The following is a 17,726-nucleotide window of genomic DNA, read 5'->3' as shown; positions in this document are numbered from 1 at the left end:
GCTGGGATGAGGTGGACCGCGTACCGGGTCGCGTTCCGTCAGAGCTAACCTAGAAGCAGAGTTCTAGAATCGCCATTACAATGACCATGGCCATCGCCGGTGTCAAGGGTTGGCGCCGATTTGGTAGAACTACTGCAGTCCGAGAGCAGCGAGGGGATCGATGACCACGAGGCGGAAGACCCGCCAGGCGTCCGAGTCGTCGAAGCGGGCGATTCTCGAAGCCGTGCTCTCGCGTGCGGTCGAGGCCGGGTACGAGGGCACCACCATGGCCGATGTCGCCAGCGCGTCGGGTCTGCCGATCGGGTCGGTCTACTGGCACTTCCAGAACAAGGAGCAACTTTTCGTCGAGCTGCTCGACTACTGCTTCGAGGTCTGGAAGCAGGCCAACGCGCCCATCGGTAGCATGCGCGACCTGCTACGACGCAGCATCAGCGAGTCGGCGGCAGCCTCCGCGAGCCTGGCCGCGCCGGCCGCCGCGTTCTGGAGCATCGGTCTCGTGTTCGCGTTCGAGCGGCGCCTGGAGGACAACCTCGCACGGCAGCGGTACCTCGCCATCCGCAAGGAGATGTTCCAGTTCGTCACCTGCCAGCTGCGGGCCTCGTACCCGGAGGTACCGGAGGATGTCGCGGAAGAGTTGGCGCACGACCTGGCCGTCATGGGGCGCGCGCTCACCGACGGCTTCCGGGTAGCCGCGGCCGCCGGCGATGACATCGACTTCACCCGGTACGCCGAGCTGGCTGCCGACGCGCTCGAGTCCCTGGTCACCACCCGCCTGAAGGGGTACGAGCATGCCTGAGACCTCCTCGCCCGCCTCCGAGAAGGTCGCGATCGTCGTCGGTGGCGGATCCGGAATCGGTGCCGCGTGCGTGCGGGAGTTCGCCGCGAACGGCTACCGGGTGGTCGCGATGTCGCCGTCGGGCCGGGCCCGGGCCCTGGCCGAATCGCTCGGGGGCGCTGGTCTGGACGGCTCGAACACCAGCATCGAGGACCTTCAGGCGTGCGTCGACCTCGCCGTGTCGCGTTACGGCCGGGTCGACGCGGTCGTCAACAGCAGCGGTCACGCGGCACGCGGCCCGGTACTTGAGATCACGGACGAGCAATGGTTCGAGGGCGTCGACCTCTACCTGCTGAACGTCGTGCGCATGGCCCGCCTCGTGACGCCCCACCTGGTCGCCTCCGGCGGCGGCGCGATCGTGAACATCTCCACCGCAGGCGCCTTCGAGCCCGGCCCGATGTTCCCCGTGTCGGTGACGATGCGAGCGGCGCTGGCCTCTTTTACCAAGCTGTACGCCAACGAATACGGCCCGCAGGGCATCCGGATGAACAACGTGCTCACCGGACTGACCAAGGACGACCCCAGCGTGGTCCCGGCCGAGTGGACGAGCGGCATCCCACTGCGTCGAGCGCAGAGCACCGCGGAGGCCGCTCGGGTCGTACGCTTCCTGGCCGGCGAGGAGTCTGCCTATATGACCGGACAGAACCTCCGCGTTGACGGCGGAGAGACCAAGTCGGTCTGAGAGCCTGTTGGCGAACACTGGATCGTGGGACGCGGGAGCGTGTCGTAAGGGCAGGGCCCCGGCAAAGTCGGCTCGACGCGTCGGCGCCCGGCGAGTCCCACCCTCAGGCGCTTGGGGCTGTTCGGCCCTGACCCTCCGCCACCAACTCACCGTCCTGCAACGAAACTCGGCGATCAGTGCCCACCTTCGGCCGCGCCGGACCGGACAGCCGACGGTTCCGCGGGACGGCGCGATTCGCAGGCTTTCCAGGTTCCGGCCAACCATCCTGTTCGGACAGGAAGCAGCATCGTGTCGGCCGGGGCCGAGCACAGTCGGCGAAAACTCGTGTCCGGCACCGCTGTCCATAGTGGTCGTTCTGGCGATCAGCCGGAGCACCACGCCCTGATCGCTCAAAGTCACTGTGCGAGGACTCGTTCGCCGCCTGAGGGCCCGGTCACAGGGCTGATTCGACCCGGCTCGACCCGAGACCGGTCTCGGCGTCGTCCGCAGCGGAGCGCACCCGGTTCTTCGGGCCTCGCACGGCGACGTAGACGGACAACACCACCATGACGGCCGCTCCCGCCCACATGGCCTGCCGCCATCCATCCACAAAGGACTCGCGAGCGGCCTGGACGATCTGCGTCGCGTGCGAGCCGGTGCTGCCCGAAACCTCGACGGCGTTGGCGACGCCTTCCCTGGCGACGTCCGCGGCCTCCTGGGGGACACCGGACAGCTTGCCGTCGATCGAGCCGCGGTAGCCGGCGGACAGGAGCGCGCCCAGCAGGGCGACGCCCAGGGCGGTGCCGAACTCCCGGGTGATGTCGTTGAGCGCGGAGGCGACGCCCTGCTTGTCTCGCGGCAGCGAGCCGGTGATGGCCTCGGTGGACGGCGTCATCGACAGGCCCATGCCGAGGCCCATGGCGACCAGCCCCGGCAGGATCGACAAGTAGCCGCCCTCCACCGAGACGAACAGCCCCATGAACACCAGTCCCACGCCGGCCAGCGCGACGCCGGTGGTCATGGTCACGCGGGAGCCGATGCGCTCGGCCAGCTTGGCCGCGAGGCCGGAGGCCAGCATCATCGAGATCGCCATGGGCATCAGGGCCGCCGTCGACACCAGTCCCGACCACCCGAGCACGGCCTGGAAGAACGGGAACAGCACCACGCCGATACCCGCCTGGACGCCGAAGACCACGAGCAACGTGAGCGAGCCGCCCGCCAGGCCGCGTTCCCGGAACAGGCGCACGTCCAGCAGGGAGGCGTCGCGGCGGCGCAGCTCCCAGACCACGAAGCCGATGCCGGCGACGATGCCGACGGCGAGGCTGAGCAACGTCTCGGGGGCGGTCAAGCCGCGTTCGGGTCCCTCCTGCAGCACGAAGATGAGGCCGACGACGGCGACGGTGGAGAGCAGCGCGCCGACGGTGTCGAAGGGGCGAGCCGAGCGCTCGCGGGAGTTGGGCACCGACTTCACCGTCGTCACGAGCGCCGCGACGATCAGCGCGGTCGGGAGCGCGAACAGCCAGCGCCAGTCAGCGATGTCGACCAGGAACGCGGAAAGGAACATGCCCAGGATGCCGCCGCCTCCCGCGACGGCCGTCCACACGCCGATGGCTTTGCCGCGCCGTTCCTCGGGGAAGGTGGAGGTGATGACGGCCAGGGTGATCGGCATGATGATCGCGGCGCCGGCACCGCTGATCGCGCGGGCCGCGATCATGACCTCAGCCGTCGGGGACAGTGCCGCCCCCACGTTCGCGATGCCGAACAACGTGAGCCCGGCGGTCAGCATGGGCTTGCGGCCCAGGCGGTCACCGATCGCGCCGAGCGGCAGCAGCAACGCGGCCAGGGTCAGGGTGTAGCTGTTGATGATCCAGAGAACCGTGCCCAGCGAGGCCCCGAATTCGACGGCCATGTGGGTCTGCGCGACGTTGAGGCCCGAGACCGAGGCGACGACGGCCATCAACGAGATGGACACGGAGATGAGGATGGTCCGCAGCTGACGCGCGTCCGGTGTGGCAGGCCCCTGTGCGGGCTGGTTGGTGCTCATCGGTTCCTCTCAGAAGGGCATGGCACATCACGGCGCCGGGCGGTGCCCGGCGCCGGAAGTGGTTGGGGGAAGTGAAGGTCAGCCGGTGGTGACGCGGTTCAGCGCCGCGTCGGTGTCGGCCGTGACGAGCAGTGAGTTGATGTGCGCGGCGGCCAGGGCACCGGCCGCGGCGGAGGCTCCGACCTGGGCGGCCGGGTCGGTGGCGTTGCCGGCCACCCACACGCCGGGCACGTCGGTCGTTCCGGCCGGCCCGGACACGAAGCGGCGGCCCATGTTGCCGGGCAGGTCCTCCATCGGCAGCTTCAGCCCGTCCAGTCCGTCGGTGCGGGCCTGCATCCGGGTGGCGACCGCGAGAATGCTCCTGGCGATGACCGAACCGTCGGCCAGGCGCAGGCCGGCGACGCTGCCGTCGTCGGCCGCCAGTACCTCTTCCACCGCGATGTCGACGATGCGGATACCCCTGGCGGCAAAGCGTTCGCGGGTGTTCTCGTCGAGCTCGTTGTCGCGGGTGAAGTAGACGAGGTCGTCGCTCAGCTGCCGGAACAGCAGGGCGTGGTGGACGGACGCGGGGCCGGTGGCGAGGACGCCGATGGCCTCGTCCCGCACTTCCCACCCGTGGCAGTACGGGCAGTGCACGACACCATGGCCCCAGTGCTCGGCGAGCCCCGGCACGTCGGGCAGCACGTCCCGCAGACCGGTGGCCACCAGGACCCGGCGTGCCGTGATGGTCCTGTTGCCGGACAGGGTGACGGTGAAGCGCAGGTCGCCGTCGTCCGACGCCTCGGCGGGTTCCGCCGCGGTCACCTCACCGAAGACGACCTTGCCGCCGTAGTGGCGCACCTGCTCGCGGCCGCGCTCCAGGATCTCGGCGGGCGGCGTACCGTCCAGCACGATGAAGCCGTGCATGGCCTCGGCCGGTGCGTTGCGGGGATTGCCGCTGTCGACCACGACGACGGAGCGGCGAGAGCGGGCGAGCATCAGCGCACCGTTCAGGCCGGCGGCTCCCCCGCCGATCACCACCGCGTCCACGGTCTCACCGGTCAGTGCGTCGCTCGCGTACGCGGAAGTCTGTACAGACATCTCGGCGCGCCCTTTCTCCTCGTGCGTGGCCCGAGTCGTTCCAGGACCATCTGCCACGATGCTAAGCAGAGTTTGCAGAACTGGCATAACATCTTGTCTATGACGCAAGAAGAAGGCGCGCTGGACGGCCTCGTGCGCAAACGGATCCGGGCACTGCGGGTCGCACAGGGCCTGTCCCTGGAGGAATTGGCCAAGCGGGTCCACCTTGGACAGTCCTCGCTGAGCCGCATCGAGAACGGCCAGCGCCGCCTGGCGCTGGACCAGCTCGTCGCACTGGCCCGCGCCTTGGACACCACCATCGACCAGTTGGTCGAGACCGCGGCGGATGATGTCGTCATCAGTCCGATGAACCACGGCGCCAACGGCCTGAGCTGGCCGATGAAGGGCGACCCGGCCATGAGCGTCATGCGCCGGCGGTTGACCGAGCCGCCGCCGGACAATCCCGCCAAGATGCGCGCCCATCCGGGCAGGGAGTGGCTCGTCGTACTGTCCGGCACGGCGACCCTGTTGCTCGGCGACCGCCGCTTCCGCGTCGAAACCAATCGTGCCGCCGAGTTCCCGACCATGATGCCGCACGCCATCGGCGCGGAAGGTCGCCCGTGCGACGTCATGTTCATCTTCGACCGGGACGCCCGTCGCGGACATCGCGAGAACGCCGACTCCGAAGACACCGACGACCTCGGCTCATAACGGCACCACTTGTGTCCACAGCATCGCGCGAGCCCGCTTTCTTGCGAAATACGCAAGACAATAGGCGGAAAAGGCATAGCACTTCTACCGTGGCAGCATGACGCACGCGCATGCCCAGCACCAGGGCCACCACAATCACGGCCACCACCACGACGCGGACAGCGCGCAGGCGGAGATCCTCGAGCTGGACGCGGAAGTTCTCGCCGAGCACACCAGCGACATCATCAGGTGGCTCCCCCTGCACGGCGGCCCGCGTCAGTTCGTCGACCTCGCCTCGGGGACCGGAGCGGGCACGTTCGCCCTACTCGACCAATTCCCCGAGGCGCATGGCACAGCCGTGGACACCTCGCCCGGCCACCTGCAGCGGCTCAGCGAGAAGGCGTGCGCCCGCGGGGTGGACGGGCACGTTCGCACGGTGCTCGCCAACCTCGACGACGCCACCTGGCCCGACCTCGGCACCCCGGACCTCGTGTGGGCCTCGGGCTCCCTGCACCACATGGCTGATCCCGACCACACCCTGCGCTCCGTGCACGACCTGCTCGCGCCCGGCGGCCTGTTCGTCGTGGTCGAGATGGCGGGCCTTCCCCGCTTCCTGCCCAGCACCGCACCCGCCGACCGGCCCGGCCTGGAAGACCGCGTCCATGCCGTGAGCGACCGGCTCCACGCCCAGCACCTCCCCCACCGCGGCGCTGACTGGGGACCGATGCTCACCGCCGCCGGATTCGCAGTGGAGGGCGAGCTCATCGTTGACGTGGACGTCAAGGGCGCCGGCAACGCGGCGATCGGCCAGTACGCCCTCGTTGCGCTGCAACGCGTTCGCGACGCGGTCGCCGCCGAACTCGACACCGAGGACCTCGTCGCGCTCGACCGGCTGCTCGACGTCGACAGCCCGCACAGCCTCCCGCGGCGTGACGACCTCGCGGTCCGCACCAAGCGTTCCGTCTGGGCCGCACGCCGCACCTGAGGAGGAAGGCCGCTCGCCGCGACCTGAGACGCGGCTGACCTTCTCGGACATCCGGATTGCTTCCCGGCGTTGACGTCGCTGGTGACGCACCTTACTGTAGCAACCATTCCAGTAACTACTGGAGTGTTCACTACAGGAATTGCTCAGGAACTCTCGGAGGCACATCGTCGTGACCGAGTACCCGCACTACGACGTGGCCGTGATCGGCTACGGCCCGACCGGGGTCACCGCGGCCAACCTGCTCGGCGCGGACGGCCTGTCGGTGGCCGTCATCGAACGGGACGCCGACATCTACGCCCGGGCCCGCGCGATCTCCACCGACGAGGAGGTCGTGCGGATCTGGCAGCATGCCGGGCTGGCCGAGCGGCTCAAGCAGGACATGCTGGCCGAACGGCCCCTGGACTTCGTCGACCGCAACGGCCGGCCGTTCATCAGCGCCTCGTTCACCCCCCGCGGGCATGGTCATCCGCCGCAGATGTTCCTCTACCAGCCCGCTCTGGAACGCGTTCTGCGTGAGGGTGTGCAGCGGTATCCGAACGTGGAACTGCGGCTGGAGCACGAGTGCGTGCGGGTGTTCCCGCGTGGCGACCGGGTCGAACTCATGGTGGTCGACCTGCGCACCGAGGAGATCAAGCGGATCACCGCCTCCTACGTGATCGCCGCCGACGGCGGCTCCAGCCCCACCCGCGGCCAGTTGGGCGTGGGCTTCGACGGGCGCACCTACGAGGACCACTGGGTGGTCGTCGACACGAAGATGCTCCAGCCGTGGCCCGGCCACGACCGGCTGCGCTTCCACTGCGCCCCGGACCGCCCCGCCGTCGACTGCCCCACCCCGCTGGACCACCACCGATGGGAGTTCCCGGTGCTCCCCGGCGAGGACGAGGAGCAACTGGTCACCGAGGACGCGGTGTGGCGCCTGCTGAACCGGCAGGGCATCTCGGCCGAGCAGGTGGAGATCCTGCGCGCGGTGGTCTACAGCCACCATGTCCGGTTCGCCTCGCGCTGGCGGATCGGCCGGGTCTTCCTGGCGGGCGACGCGGCCCACGTGATGCCGCCGTGGATCGGGCAGGGCATGGCGTCCGGGGTGCGCGACGCGCACAACCTCTGCTGGAAACTCAGCGGTGTCCTGCGGGGCGTGCTGCCGGAGTCCGTTTTGGACACCTACGAGACCGAGCGGCAGCCGCACGTGCGGGCGACCACCCGGCGGGCGGTGCTCGTCGGGCGCATCATCACCGAACGCCGCCCCGCGGTGACCAAGGTCCGCGACGTGATCTTCCGCGCGGCCGAGGCCGCCCCCGCCGTCAGGCAGCGGATGCACGACAGCCTCTGGGTCCCGGACTGCCGCTACCGCAAGGGATTCTTGGCCGACGACGGGCGGTCCGCGACGGGGTGGAAGATCCCGCAGCCGGAGATCCTCGACGAGAACGGCGAAAAACTGCTTCTCGACGAGGTCACCGGCGGCCGGTGGACGCTGCTGCACCGCGGGCCCGCCCCCGCCCTGCCCGGATGGGTGGGGCTGGCGGCCCTGCGGGTCCTGCCTGCCGGTTCACCCGCCCGCCCGGGCGCGGTCATCGACAGCAGTGGACTGCTCGGCGGCTGGCTGGCCGAGAAGCGTGCGACGGCCCTGGTGCTGCGGCCGGACAGCGTCGTCTACGCCGCGACCGCCCCCGGCCGGCCCTTACCCGCTCCCCCGCGCGGCCTCCGGCTCGACGCGGACCGACCCGCCCCGGAGGTGGCCGCATCATGAACCTCACCGAGAAGACCTACCAGGTCGGCAACCGCGAGATCTTCCTCGCCGAAACCGGCGACGGCCCGGCCGTCCTGCTCCTGCACGGCGGCGGCCCCGGCGCCTCCGGGGTGTCCAACTACGTGCGCAACATCGAACCCCTCGCCGAGCACTACCGCGTCATCGTGCCCGACCTGCCCGGCTACGGACGCTCCACCAAGGGCATCGACCTCAGCGACCCCTTCGGCGACCTCGCCGCCGCCCTGCGCGGGCTGCTCGACGAACTCGGCCTGCGCTCGGCCCACGTGATCGGCAACTCCTACGGCGCCTCCGCGGCGCTGCGCCTGGCGCTGGACCACCCCGGCCGCGTCGACCGGCAGGTACTGATGGGCCCCGGCGGCATCGGCACCACCAGGGCCCTGCCCACACCCGGCCTGCAGAAACTGCTGAACTACTACCGCGGCGACGGGCCGAGCAGGCGCAAGCTCGAGGAGTTCATCCGCGACCACCTCGTCTTCGACGGCAGCGCCGTCCCCGCCGAGACCATCGAAGCGCGCTACCAGGCCAGCATCGACCCCGAGGTCGTCGCCGACCCGCCCCTTCGCCGCCCTTCCTCGCTCAAAGCCCTGTGGCGCATGGACTTCACCCGCGACCGGCGCCTGTCCCGGTTACGCACCCGCACGCTGGTGATCTGGGGCGCACAGGACAAGGTCAACCGCCCCGGCGGCGGCCACACCCTGGCCCGCACCATGCCGAACTGCGACCTGCTGCTCGTCGCCAACACCGGGCACTGGGTCCAGTGGGAACGCGCCGAGTTGTTCAACGCCGCCGTCCGCACCTTCTTCGAGGAGACCGCATGAACGTCTTCGGCGCCGTCCACCTCGGCTACCTCGTCATCGAGACGCAGAAGTTCACCGACTGGCACCGCTTCGGCCGCGACGCCATCGGAATGCACGCCGACGAACCCGACTCCGGCACGATGCGCTTCCGGCTGGACGAGAACGACTGCCGGTTCCTGCTGCGCTGGGGCCCCGCCGAAGACGTCACCACCCTCGGCTGGCAGATCGACGACCACGAGACCTTCGACCACATCCTCAACCGCGTCGCCGACCGCGGAGTGCCTCTCCGGGAAGCGAGCGCCGAGGAAGCCGCCCTGCGCGGCGTCGAACGGCTCTGGCGCTTCCCGGGCCCGAAAGGCCTCACCCAGGAGATCTTCACCAACCCGCTCCGCTCCGGACGGCCCCTGTCGATGCGCGCCACCGGGTTCGTCACCGGCGAGGCGGGCATGGGCCACGTCGCCCTCACCACCACCAGACCGGAACAACTGCGCGGCTACTACAACACCGTCTTCGACGCCCGCCTGTCCGACTACATCGACGAAACCATCAGCGGAATGAAACTCAAGATCCGCTTCCTGCGCGTCAACCAGCGCCACCACTCCATCGCGCTCGCCGCCACCCGCGGACTGCGCCTGGACCCCATCCGCACCCGCGTCCAGCACCTCAACATCCAGGTCGCCGGACTCGACGACCTGACCCAGTCCTACCAGCGGGTGCAAGAACTCGGGTTCGGCATGGCCCTGTCCGTCGGGCAGCACACCAACGACAGGGAACTGTCCTACTACGCCCGCACCCCCTCCGGCTTCGAATTCGAAGTCGGCTGGAACCCCATCGTCGTCGACGAAACCACCTGGAAACCCACCACCCACCAGGGCATCAGCATCTGGGGCCACACACCCGTCGGGCAGACCATCCTCGACAAACTCACCCAGTTCGCGCGGGCTGCCCGCTCCCTGCGAGAACGGGAGGACACCGTGCCCGCCCTGGCCGAGGACGGCATCCCCGACGACTGAGCTGTAGCAATCACTACAGTGGAACCATGACCGACCCGCGAGCCACCCGGCGCAAACGCGCCAACGGAGAGGAGTCCCGCCGCAGGATTCTCGACGCCGCCGTCGAGGTGGCCGGTGAACGCGGCTACGACGGCACCAGCATCGCCCTCGTCAGCGCCAAGTGCGGACTGCCCGCCAGCTCCATCTACTGGCACTTCAAGGACAAGGACGAGCTGATCGCCGCGGTCATCGAACGCAGCTTCACCACCTGGCTCGACGCGGTGTCGCTCTCGGACACCGGCCGCGACCCGGCCCGGCAGCGCGTCAGGACCCTGGCCTTCTCGGTGGCGAAGGCCCTGCTCGAAGCACCGGACTTCCTCCGGCTCGGGCTCATGCTCGCCCTCGAACACCGCCCCCAGGAACCCAGCGCCCGCACCATGTTCCTCCAGGCCCGCGAAACGACCCACCGGTACGTCGCGGGCATTGTCCGGGAGCTGGACGGCGACCTCGACGAGGACGCCGTCCAGCTCCTCACCACCTACGCCATTGCCGCCGCCGACGGCCTGTTCATCGCCAAGGAAATCGGCGGCGAAAGCGTCGACCTCATCCGCCTGTTCGAACTCCACGCCCGCGGCATCCTGGCCGCCGCCGAACAACTCGCTACGCCCACGGCGATCAGGCCGTGTTCCGCGCCGACTACCTCGCCGGCCGCGACGGCGGAAGAAGCCGCACCCGCAAGTACAGGCAGGTGAGCTTCGACGGGCAGTCGCCCTCGACCCGCTGGCTCGTGGTCGACCTGCCCGACAATCCGATCACAACCGTTGACCGGCTGAGATGAGGCGGTGGAAGCCGCGGAAGAACCCGGCGCATGTGGTGACCTTCGGACGGCAGGTGCATCCAAGGGCATTCTCAGCGGCGCCGACGAGCCGGGCGGCCGGGTGCGTCATCTCGGCGTGACGGTGATAACCGCTCGTGCGAAGGCCGCCTGAGAGTGGCGGATCTGTTCGGGTGTACGTCCGCTGGCGAGCAATTCCTCGACAAGGTCGATGTGGATCGCGGCGAGCAGGGCGTGGGCGGTGTATCCGGCGTCGCCGCCGGTCGCCGCGGGCATGGCGTCGGCGATCAGGGTCCGCAGCGTGTCCTGCATCCACAGGTAACGCTCGGTTCGCAGTGCTCCGGTGGAGGTGACTTCTCGTGCACGGATGAGATGACGGTTGTTCAGCTTGAAGGTGAGCACCGCGTCGAGGAACGCGATGATCCGCTCCCGTGTCGGCGCGTCGGATCCCAGCGGCGGCTGCCGTCCCTCCGCGGCCTGGCGCACCGGCGTGAACTTCGCGTCCGACAGCGCGTCGAGCAGGCCGTCACGGCTGCCGAAAGCCCGGAACAGGGTGCCCTTGCCGATGCCGGCCGCGGTGGCGATGGCGTCCATCGTGACCGAGCCCGGGGTGTCGGTATCGGCGAAGAGCGCCTCGGCGGCGGTCAGGACGCGCGCCAAGGGGACGGGGGGACGGCCGCGCCGGACGCGACTTTCGGACCCTTGGTCCGAAAACCTGTTAGCGTGTTCTGGACTCACGGTCCGAAATTCTACTGGAGGATGCCATGGCACCTGTGTCCGTTGTTCCCGGCTGGCTGGCCGAGGCGTTCGGCTGCCTCGCCGCCGGCGACGTCGACGGCTGGGCGCGCATCTACGCCCCCGATGCCGTGCACGAATTCCCCTTCTCGGCCAGGGAGGCTGAACGCCGGATCGAGGGGCGGGACGCGATCGCCGCCCGCCTGCGTGAGGTCTTCGACGCCGACACCGGGCGCCTGCGCTTCGGATCCTTCGACAACGTCCGAGTACGCGAAGTCGGCGACGAGGTCATCATCGAAGGCGACGGCCACCACCGGACCGCCGACGGCACACCGGTTGAGATCAGCTGCGTCTGGTTCATCACGCGGCGCGACGGACAGGTGTCGTGCTTCCGCGACTACATGAACCCGATGACATTGGCGACGCACCAGCTGATGTGACCGGACGGCGGCGATCCTCCGTCCACACGAGGTCGAAGTGCCCACCCGGTTCCGGGCATGAAAAAAGCCTCGAGGCCCTGGGAAAACCCCTTCACAGGGTTCTCAACCAGGGCCCCGAGGGCCATAAAGAGTGTTCGGCGGTGTCCTACTCTCCCACACCCCTTCGAGTGCAGTACCATCGGCGCTGGTGGGCTTAGCTTCCGGGTTCGGAATGGAACCGGGCGTTTCCCCACCGCCATGACCACCGAAACATTATGATCACACACAACCACTATCCAATAAACAGGGTCGCGTGGTGTTTCAGAACCATAGAGTGGATGCGTAGCACCTTTGTAGACAAGTCCTCGGCCTATTAGTACCAGTCAACTCGAAAACACATTACTGTGCGTCCATTTCTGGCCTATCAACCCCATCGTCTCTAGGGGGCCTTAACCCACAAAGGGGTGGGAGACCTCATCTTGGAACAGGCTTCCCGCTTAGATGCCTTCAGCGGTTATCCCTTCCGAACGTAGCCAACCAGCCATGCCACTGGCGTGACAACTGGCATACCAGAGGTTCGTCCGTCCCGGTCCTCTCGTACTAGGGACAGCCTTCCTCAAGTCTCCTACGCGCGCGGCGGATAGGGACCGAACTGTCTCACGACGTTCTAAACCCAGCTCGCGTGCCGCTTTAATGGGCGAACAGCCCAACCCTTGGGACCTACTCCGGCCCCAGGATGCGACGAGCCGACATCGAGGTGCCAAACCATGCCGTCGATATGGACTCTTGGGCAAGATCAGCCTGTTATCCCCGGGGTACCTTTTATCCGTTGAGCGACACCCCTTCCACCAGGAGGTGCCGGATCACTAGTCCCGACTTTCGTCCCTGCTCGACCTGTCAGTCTCACAGTCAAGCTCCCTTGTGCACTTACACTCAACACCTGATTGCCAACCAGGCTGAGGGAACCTTTGGGCGCCTCCGTTACTCTTTAGGAGGCAACCGCCCCAGTTAAACTACCCACCAGGCACTGTCCCTGAACCGGATCACGGTCCGAGGTTCAGATTCCCAATCCGATCAGAGTGGTATTTCAACAACGACTCCACGAGAACTAGCGTCCCCGCTTCACAGTCTCCCACCTATCCTACACAAACCGAACCGAAAACCAATACCAAGCTATAGTAAAGGTCCCGGGGTCTTTCCGTCCTGCCGCGCGTAACGAGCATCTTTACTCGTAATGCAATTTCGCCGGGCCTGTGGTTGAGACAGCCGGAAAGTCGTTACGCCATTCGTGCAGGTCGGAACTTACCCGACAAGGAATTTCGCTACCTTAGGATGGTTATAGTTACCACCGCCGTTTACTGGCGCTTAAATTCTCAGCTTCGCCCCGAAAGGCTAACCGGTCCTCTTAACGTTCCAGCACCGGGCAGGCGTCAGTCCATATACATCGTCTTACGACTTCGCATGGACCTGTGTTTTTAGTAAACAGTCGCTTTCCGCTGGTCTCTGCGGCCAACTCACCCTAGCCCGCGAAGGGCTTCAAGTGCTTTGGCCCCCCTTCTCCCGAAGTTACGGGGGCATTTTGCCGAGTTCCTTAACCACAGTTCACCCGATCGCCTTAGTATTCTCTACCTGACCACCTGTGTCGGTTTGGGGTACGGGCCACACATGTTCTCGCTAGAGGCTTTTCTCGGCAGCATAGGATCACTCTACTTCACCTCAACGGCTACGCATCACGTCTCAGCCCATATGGAACACGGATTTACCTACGTTCCGGCCTACACGCTTACACCAGTACAACCACTCACTGGCGGAGCTACCTTCCTGCGTCACCCCATCGCTTAACTACTACACCATCAGGCCCCACGCTCACCAACCACCAATCCGAAGATCAGCAGCCAGCTCGGGTGGTTAGTATCCGGCGCCTCGCTATGGGCGAACACACGCGGGTACGGGAATATCAACCCGTTGTCCATCGACTACGCCTGTCGGCCTCGCCTTAGGTCCCGACTCACCCTGGGCAGATTAACTTGACCCAGGAACCCTTGGTCATCCGGCGGCAGAGGTTCTCACTCTGCATTCGCTACTCATGCCTGCATTCTCACTCCCACACCCTCCACCGCTAACTTACGTCACGGCTTCACTGGATGCAGGACGCTCCCCTACCCATCAACACGACTACACACAACCCACAAAGAGCTGCGCGGATCTATTGTGTCAATGACACGGCTTCGGCGGTGTGCTTAAGCCCCGCTACATTGTCGGCGCAGGACCACTTGACCAGTGAGCTATTACGCACTCTTTCAAGGGTGGCTGCTTCTAAGCCAACCTCCTGGTTGTCTGGGCAATCCCACATCCTTTCCCACTGAGCACACACTTCGGGGCCTTAGCCGGTGTTCTGGGCTGTTTCCCTCTCGACGACGAAGCTTATCCCCCGCCGTCTCACTGCCGCGCTCTCACTCTCTGGTATTCGGAGTTTGGTTGACTTCGGTAACCCGGTAAGGCCCCTAGGCCATCCAGTAGCTCTACCCCCAGAGAGAAACACACGACGCTGCACCTAAATGCATTTCGGGGAGAACCAGCTATCACGGAGTTTGATTGGCCTTTCACCCCTACCCACAACTCATCCCCCAGGTTTTCAACCCTGGTGGGTTCGGGCCTCCACACCGTCTTACCGGCGCTTCACCCTGGCCATGGGTAGATCACTCCGCTTCGGGTCTAGACCACGCGACTCAAACGCCCTATTCAGACTCGCTTTCGCTACGGCTACCCCACACGGGTTAACCTCGCCACGCAGCACTAACTCGCAGGCTCATTCTTCAAAAGGCACGCCATCACCCAAAGGCTCTGACGGCTTGTAGGCACACGGTTTCAGGTACTCTTTCACTCCCCTCCCGGGGTACTTTTCATCTTTCCCTCACGGTACTAGTCCGCTATCGGTCACCAGGAAGTATTTAGGCTTACCGGGTGGTCCCGGCAGATTCACAGCAAATTCCACGAGCTCGCTGCTACTCGGGAACACCATCACACAACACCAACACGACTTTCGCGTACGGGACTCTCACCCACTCCGGTCAACCATCCCAGGCTGTTCCACTAGCCGCGCAGCATCACGCCCAGACTGTCAGATCTGGGAAGACAGGTCCCACAACCCCGCACACACAACCCCTGACAGGTATCACATGCATACGGTTTAGCCTCCTCCGCTTTCGCTCGCCACTACTCACGGAATCACACTTGTTTTCTCTTCCTACGGGTACTGAGATGTTTCACTTCCCCGCGTTCCCTCCATACCGGCTATATATTCACCAGCAGGTAACACCTCATAACAGGTGCTGGGTTTCCCCATTCGGACACCCTCGGATCACAGCTCGGTTGGCAGCTCCCCGAGGCTTATCGCAGCCTCCCACGTCCTTCATCGGCTCCTGATGCCAAGACATCCACCATGTGCCCATAACAACTTGACCACAAAGATGCTCGCATCCACTCTACAGTTCTCAAACACCACACCAGAAACAACCACCCACCGGCAAAACCGGCCCAGGCGTGTTGCCTCAGGACCCAACAGTGCACCAACAAACACCAAACAACAGAACCCCATCCACACACTTTCCACGCCCCCACCAACAGGCAGAAACAGTACTCACGCGGGACAGCAAACCCTGCCGCCGGCATAAACCAGTAGTTCCACAATTCCTTGAGCGCCCAGACAGTGCCACATTCGGACACTAGGCCTGGCCACTCCACCACTCACCACCAAAAGCGGATCGGATGGATGTGTTGTGCTCCTTAGAAAGGAGGTGATCCAGCCGCACCTTCCGGTACGGCTACCTTGTTACGACTTCGTCCCAATCGCCAGTCCCACCTTCGACCACTCCCTCCCTTACGGGTTGGGCCGTGGGCTTCGGGTGTTACCGACTTTCATGACGTGACGGGCGGTGTGTACAAGGCCCGGGAACGTATTCACCGCAGCGTTGCTGATCTGCGATTACTAGCGACTCCGACTTCACGCAGTCGAGTTGCAGACTGCGATCCGAACTGAGACTGGCTTTAAGGGATTCGCTCCACCTCGCGGTATCGCAGCCCTCTGTACCAGCCATTGTAGCATGTGTGAAGCCCTGGACATAAGGGGCATGATGACTTGACGTCATCCCCACCTTCCTCCGAGTTGACCCCGGCAGTCTCCCGCGAGTCCCCGCCATTACGCGCTGGCAACACAGGACAAGGGTTGCGCTCGTTGCGGGACTTAACCCAACATCTCACGACACGAGCTGACGACAGCCATGCACCACCTGTACACCAACCACAAGGGAAACCGTATCTCTACGGCTGTCTGATGCATGTCAAGCCCAGGTAAGGTTCTTCGCGTTGCATCGAATTAATCCACATGCTCCGCCGCTTGTGCGGGCCCCCGTCAATTCCTTTGAGTTTTAGCCTTGCGGCCGTACTCCCCAGGCGGGGCGCTTAATGCGTTAGCTACGGCACGGACAACGTGGATGTCGCCCACACCTAGCGCCCAACGTTTACAGCGTGGACTACCAGGGTATCTAATCCTGTTCGCTCCCCACGCTTTCGCTCCTCAGCGTCAGTATCGGCCCAGAGACCCGCCTTCGCCACCGGTGTTCCTCCTGATATCTGCGCATTTCACCGCTACACCAGGAATTCCAGTCTCCCCTACCGAACTCAAGTCTGCCCGTATCGACCGCAAGCTGAAGGTTAAGCCTCCAGTTTTCACGGCCGACGCAACAAACCGCCTACGAGCTCTTTACGCCCAATAATTCCGGACAACGCTCGCACCCTACGTATTACCGCGGCTGCTGGCACGTAGTTAGCCGGTGCTTCTTCTCCAGGTACCGTCACTTGCGCTTCGTCCCTGGCGAAAGAGGTTTACAACCCGAAGGCCGTCATCCCTCACGCGGCGTCGCTGCATCAGGCTTTCGCCCATTGTGCAATATTCCCCACTGCTGCCTCCCGTAGGAGTCTGGGCCGTGTCTCAGTCCCAGTGTGGCCGGTCACCCTCTCAGGCCGGCTACCCGTCGTCGCCTTGGTAGGCCATCACCCCACCAACAAGCTGATAGGCCGCGGGCTCACCCTGCACCGCCGGAACTTTCCACCCCACACCATGCGGTGCGAAGTCGTATCCGGTATTAGACCCCGTTTCCAGGGCTTATCCCAGAGTGCAGGACAGATTACCCACGTGTTACTCACCCGTTCGCCACTCATCCACCACCGAAGTGGCTTCAGCGTTCGACTTGCATGTGTTAAGCACGCCGCCAGCGTTCGTCCTGAGCCAGGATCAAACTCTCCAACAATGTCAGAAAATCCGATCGACTCAAACAGTCAATCTCAAAGGAACCCAAAGGGTTCAAATATACAAAGCTCTACTGGCTTAGTTCATTAGCACACTGTTGAGTTCTCAAACAACACGCAACCGCAGTTGCTTCTGCTCTTGTTGCCAGGCCAGACTCTACCCCGAGTCGAATCCTGCGATTCAACCGGGGGGTGTCCAACCCGGCAGCCTGGTACCCCGCTCCTTTGGGCTTTCGGCCCGCCGGCCCGGTCTCCCTGGCGACGAAGAGAAGATTACACGGGCCGAAAACCCCCCTGGAACAGGGGGTCCTTTAAGCGCAAAACCGCTGATCAACGCCCCATTAGCGGGCCCCGGCGGGCGACCGGTCGCCGATTCGGCTCTCTCCGCCAAACCGTCCGCCGCACCGGGAGCCGGTATCCACGTGCCGCGATGGCCGTTCGAATGGCCGCACAGAATCCCCGGCCGCGTTTCCGGCCGGGCGGACCAGGTCGCCTCCCACTGCGACGATTAGTGCTCACCTGCTCGAACACCAGCCCAACCGCACGCTCACGCAACTCACGCGAGTGCCTCTTCCCGGCCATGCTCCACATCTGGGCAC

At 65.4% G+C, this 17,726-nt stretch carries 13 protein-coding genes and 3 rRNA genes; 10 read left to right on the top strand and 6 right to left on the bottom strand.

The window, feature by feature from the left end:
* The first annotated feature begins 160 nt into the window (after positions 1–160).
* Together ORV05_RS08315 and ORV05_RS08310 are read left to right on the top strand one after the other, a co-directional pair.
* Positions 161–796, top strand: coding sequence for a TetR family transcriptional regulator (locus ORV05_RS08315; protein WP_268757858.1), 636 nt, complete (start codon positions 161–163; stop codon positions 794–796).
* On the top strand, positions 789–1,517 hold the full coding sequence (locus tag ORV05_RS08310) for an SDR family oxidoreductase (RefSeq protein ID WP_268757857.1): 729 nt from the start codon (positions 789–791) through the stop codon (positions 1,515–1,517). The genes ORV05_RS08315 and ORV05_RS08310 overlap by 8 nt, the downstream gene beginning before the upstream one ends.
* A 433-nt stretch (positions 1,518–1,950) precedes the next feature.
* Here ORV05_RS08310 and ORV05_RS08305 read toward each other — a convergent pair whose 3' ends face one another.
* Both ORV05_RS08305 and ORV05_RS08300 read right to left on the bottom strand, forming a co-directional pair.
* Positions 1,951–3,540: an MFS transporter gene (locus ORV05_RS08305; protein ID WP_268757855.1), complete on the bottom strand. Its 1,590-nt coding sequence runs from the start codon at positions 3,538–3,540 to the stop codon at positions 1,951–1,953.
* Positions 3,541–3,618: 78 nt separating this feature from the next.
* Positions 3,619–4,620, bottom strand: a complete 1,002-nt coding sequence (locus ORV05_RS08300; protein ID WP_268757854.1) for an NAD(P)/FAD-dependent oxidoreductase — start codon at positions 4,618–4,620, stop codon at positions 3,619–3,621.
* Positions 4,621–4,719: 99 nt separating this feature from the next.
* Here ORV05_RS08300 and ORV05_RS08295 point away from each other — a divergent pair, with 99 nt between their 5' ends.
* From ORV05_RS08295 to ORV05_RS36475, 7 genes are all read left to right on the top strand, one after another.
* Positions 4,720–5,310 carry a helix-turn-helix domain-containing protein gene (locus ORV05_RS08295; protein ID WP_268757853.1) on the top strand — a complete coding sequence of 197 codons (591 nt, stop codon included), beginning with the start codon at positions 4,720–4,722 and terminating at the stop codon, positions 5,308–5,310.
* 97 nt (positions 5,311–5,407) lie between these two features.
* Complete coding sequence (locus ORV05_RS08290; protein ID WP_268757852.1) at positions 5,408–6,274, top strand: class I SAM-dependent methyltransferase; 867 nt, start codon at positions 5,408–5,410, stop codon at positions 6,272–6,274.
* A 169-nt stretch (positions 6,275–6,443) separates the two neighbouring features.
* The gene (locus tag ORV05_RS08285) at positions 6,444–8,021 is read left to right on the top strand and encodes a bifunctional 3-(3-hydroxy-phenyl)propionate/3-hydroxycinnamic acid hydroxylase (RefSeq protein ID WP_268757851.1); all 1,578 of its coding nucleotides are present in this window, start codon (positions 6,444–6,446) and stop codon (positions 8,019–8,021) included.
* On the top strand, positions 8,018–8,860 hold the full coding sequence (locus ORV05_RS08280) for an alpha/beta fold hydrolase (protein ID WP_268757850.1): 843 nt from the start codon (positions 8,018–8,020) through the stop codon (positions 8,858–8,860). The genes ORV05_RS08285 and ORV05_RS08280 overlap by 4 nt, the downstream gene beginning before the upstream one ends.
* On the top strand, positions 8,857–9,852 hold the full coding sequence (locus tag ORV05_RS08275; protein WP_268757849.1) for a VOC family protein: 996 nt from the start codon (positions 8,857–8,859) through the stop codon (positions 9,850–9,852). Before ORV05_RS08280 ends, ORV05_RS08275 begins: the two co-directional genes overlap by 4 nt.
* Positions 9,853–9,878: 26 nt before the next feature.
* A complete protein-coding gene (locus ORV05_RS08270; protein ID WP_268757848.1) occupies positions 9,879–10,583 on the top strand; it encodes a TetR/AcrR family transcriptional regulator in 705 nt (234 codons plus the stop codon).
* On the top strand, positions 10,514–10,669 hold the full coding sequence (locus tag ORV05_RS36475; RefSeq protein WP_407652728.1) for an FAD-dependent monooxygenase: 156 nt from the start codon (positions 10,514–10,516) through the stop codon (positions 10,667–10,669). The genes ORV05_RS08270 and ORV05_RS36475 overlap by 70 nt, the downstream gene beginning before the upstream one ends.
* 105 nt (positions 10,670–10,774) lie before the next feature.
* Here the strand turns inward: ORV05_RS36475 and ORV05_RS08265 are convergent, their stop codons facing one another.
* Positions 10,775–11,326, bottom strand: a complete 552-nt coding sequence (locus ORV05_RS08265) for a TetR/AcrR family transcriptional regulator (RefSeq protein ID WP_268757847.1) — start codon at positions 11,324–11,326, stop codon at positions 10,775–10,777.
* Between the two features lie 104 nt (positions 11,327–11,430).
* On the opposite strand from ORV05_RS08265, the gene ORV05_RS08260 reads away from it, so the two are divergent.
* Positions 11,431–11,841, top strand: a complete 411-nt coding sequence (locus tag ORV05_RS08260; protein ID WP_268757846.1) for a nuclear transport factor 2 family protein — start codon at positions 11,431–11,433, stop codon at positions 11,839–11,841.
* Between the two features lie 132 nt (positions 11,842–11,973).
* Here ORV05_RS08260 and rrf read toward each other — a convergent pair.
* The 3 genes from rrf to ORV05_RS08245 form a co-directional block, all read right to left on the bottom strand.
* Positions 11,974–12,090 (bottom strand): 5S ribosomal RNA (gene rrf / locus ORV05_RS08255).
* Between the two features lie 83 nt (positions 12,091–12,173).
* Positions 12,174–15,284, bottom strand: a 23S ribosomal RNA gene (locus ORV05_RS08250).
* 326 nt (positions 15,285–15,610) lie between these two features.
* Positions 15,611–17,129 (bottom strand): 16S ribosomal RNA (locus tag ORV05_RS08245).
* Together the 16S, 23S and 5S rRNA genes form the textbook arrangement of a ribosomal RNA operon.
* Between the last annotated feature and the right edge of the window lie 597 nt (positions 17,130–17,726).

Source organism: Amycolatopsis cynarae (genome assembly GCF_026802195.1).
In the GTDB taxonomy this organism is placed as follows: domain Bacteria; phylum Actinomycetota; class Actinomycetes; order Mycobacteriales; family Pseudonocardiaceae; genus Amycolatopsis_E; species Amycolatopsis_E rhizosphaerae.
Note: the sequence above shows the minus strand (reverse complement) of the source record. Positions and strands in the feature narration are given on the sequence as shown.

Excerpts from the sequence above, each read along its gene's own strand:
- ORV05_RS08315 (WP_268757858.1), top strand. The coding sequence starts at position 161 with ATGACCACGAGGCGGAAGACCCGCCAGGCGTCCGAGTCGTCGAAGCGG.
- ORV05_RS08310 (WP_268757857.1), top strand. The coding sequence starts at position 789 with ATGCCTGAGACCTCCTCGCCCGCCTCCGAGAAGGTCGCGATCGTCGTC.
- ORV05_RS08305 (WP_268757855.1), bottom strand. The coding sequence starts at position 3,540 with ATGAGCACCAACCAGCCCGCACAGGGGCCTGCCACACCGGACGCGCGT.
- ORV05_RS08300 (WP_268757854.1), bottom strand. The coding sequence starts at position 4,620 with ATGTCTGTACAGACTTCCGCGTACGCGAGCGACGCACTGACCGGTGAG.
- ORV05_RS08295 (WP_268757853.1), top strand. The coding sequence starts at position 4,720 with ATGACGCAAGAAGAAGGCGCGCTGGACGGCCTCGTGCGCAAACGGATC.
- ORV05_RS08290 (WP_268757852.1), top strand. The coding sequence starts at position 5,408 with ATGACGCACGCGCATGCCCAGCACCAGGGCCACCACAATCACGGCCAC.
- ORV05_RS08280 (WP_268757850.1), top strand. The coding sequence starts at position 8,018 with ATGAACCTCACCGAGAAGACCTACCAGGTCGGCAACCGCGAGATCTTC.
- ORV05_RS08275 (WP_268757849.1), top strand. The coding sequence starts at position 8,857 with ATGAACGTCTTCGGCGCCGTCCACCTCGGCTACCTCGTCATCGAGACG.
- ORV05_RS08270 (WP_268757848.1), top strand. The coding sequence starts at position 9,879 with ATGACCGACCCGCGAGCCACCCGGCGCAAACGCGCCAACGGAGAGGAG.
- ORV05_RS08260 (WP_268757846.1), top strand. The coding sequence starts at position 11,431 with ATGGCACCTGTGTCCGTTGTTCCCGGCTGGCTGGCCGAGGCGTTCGGC.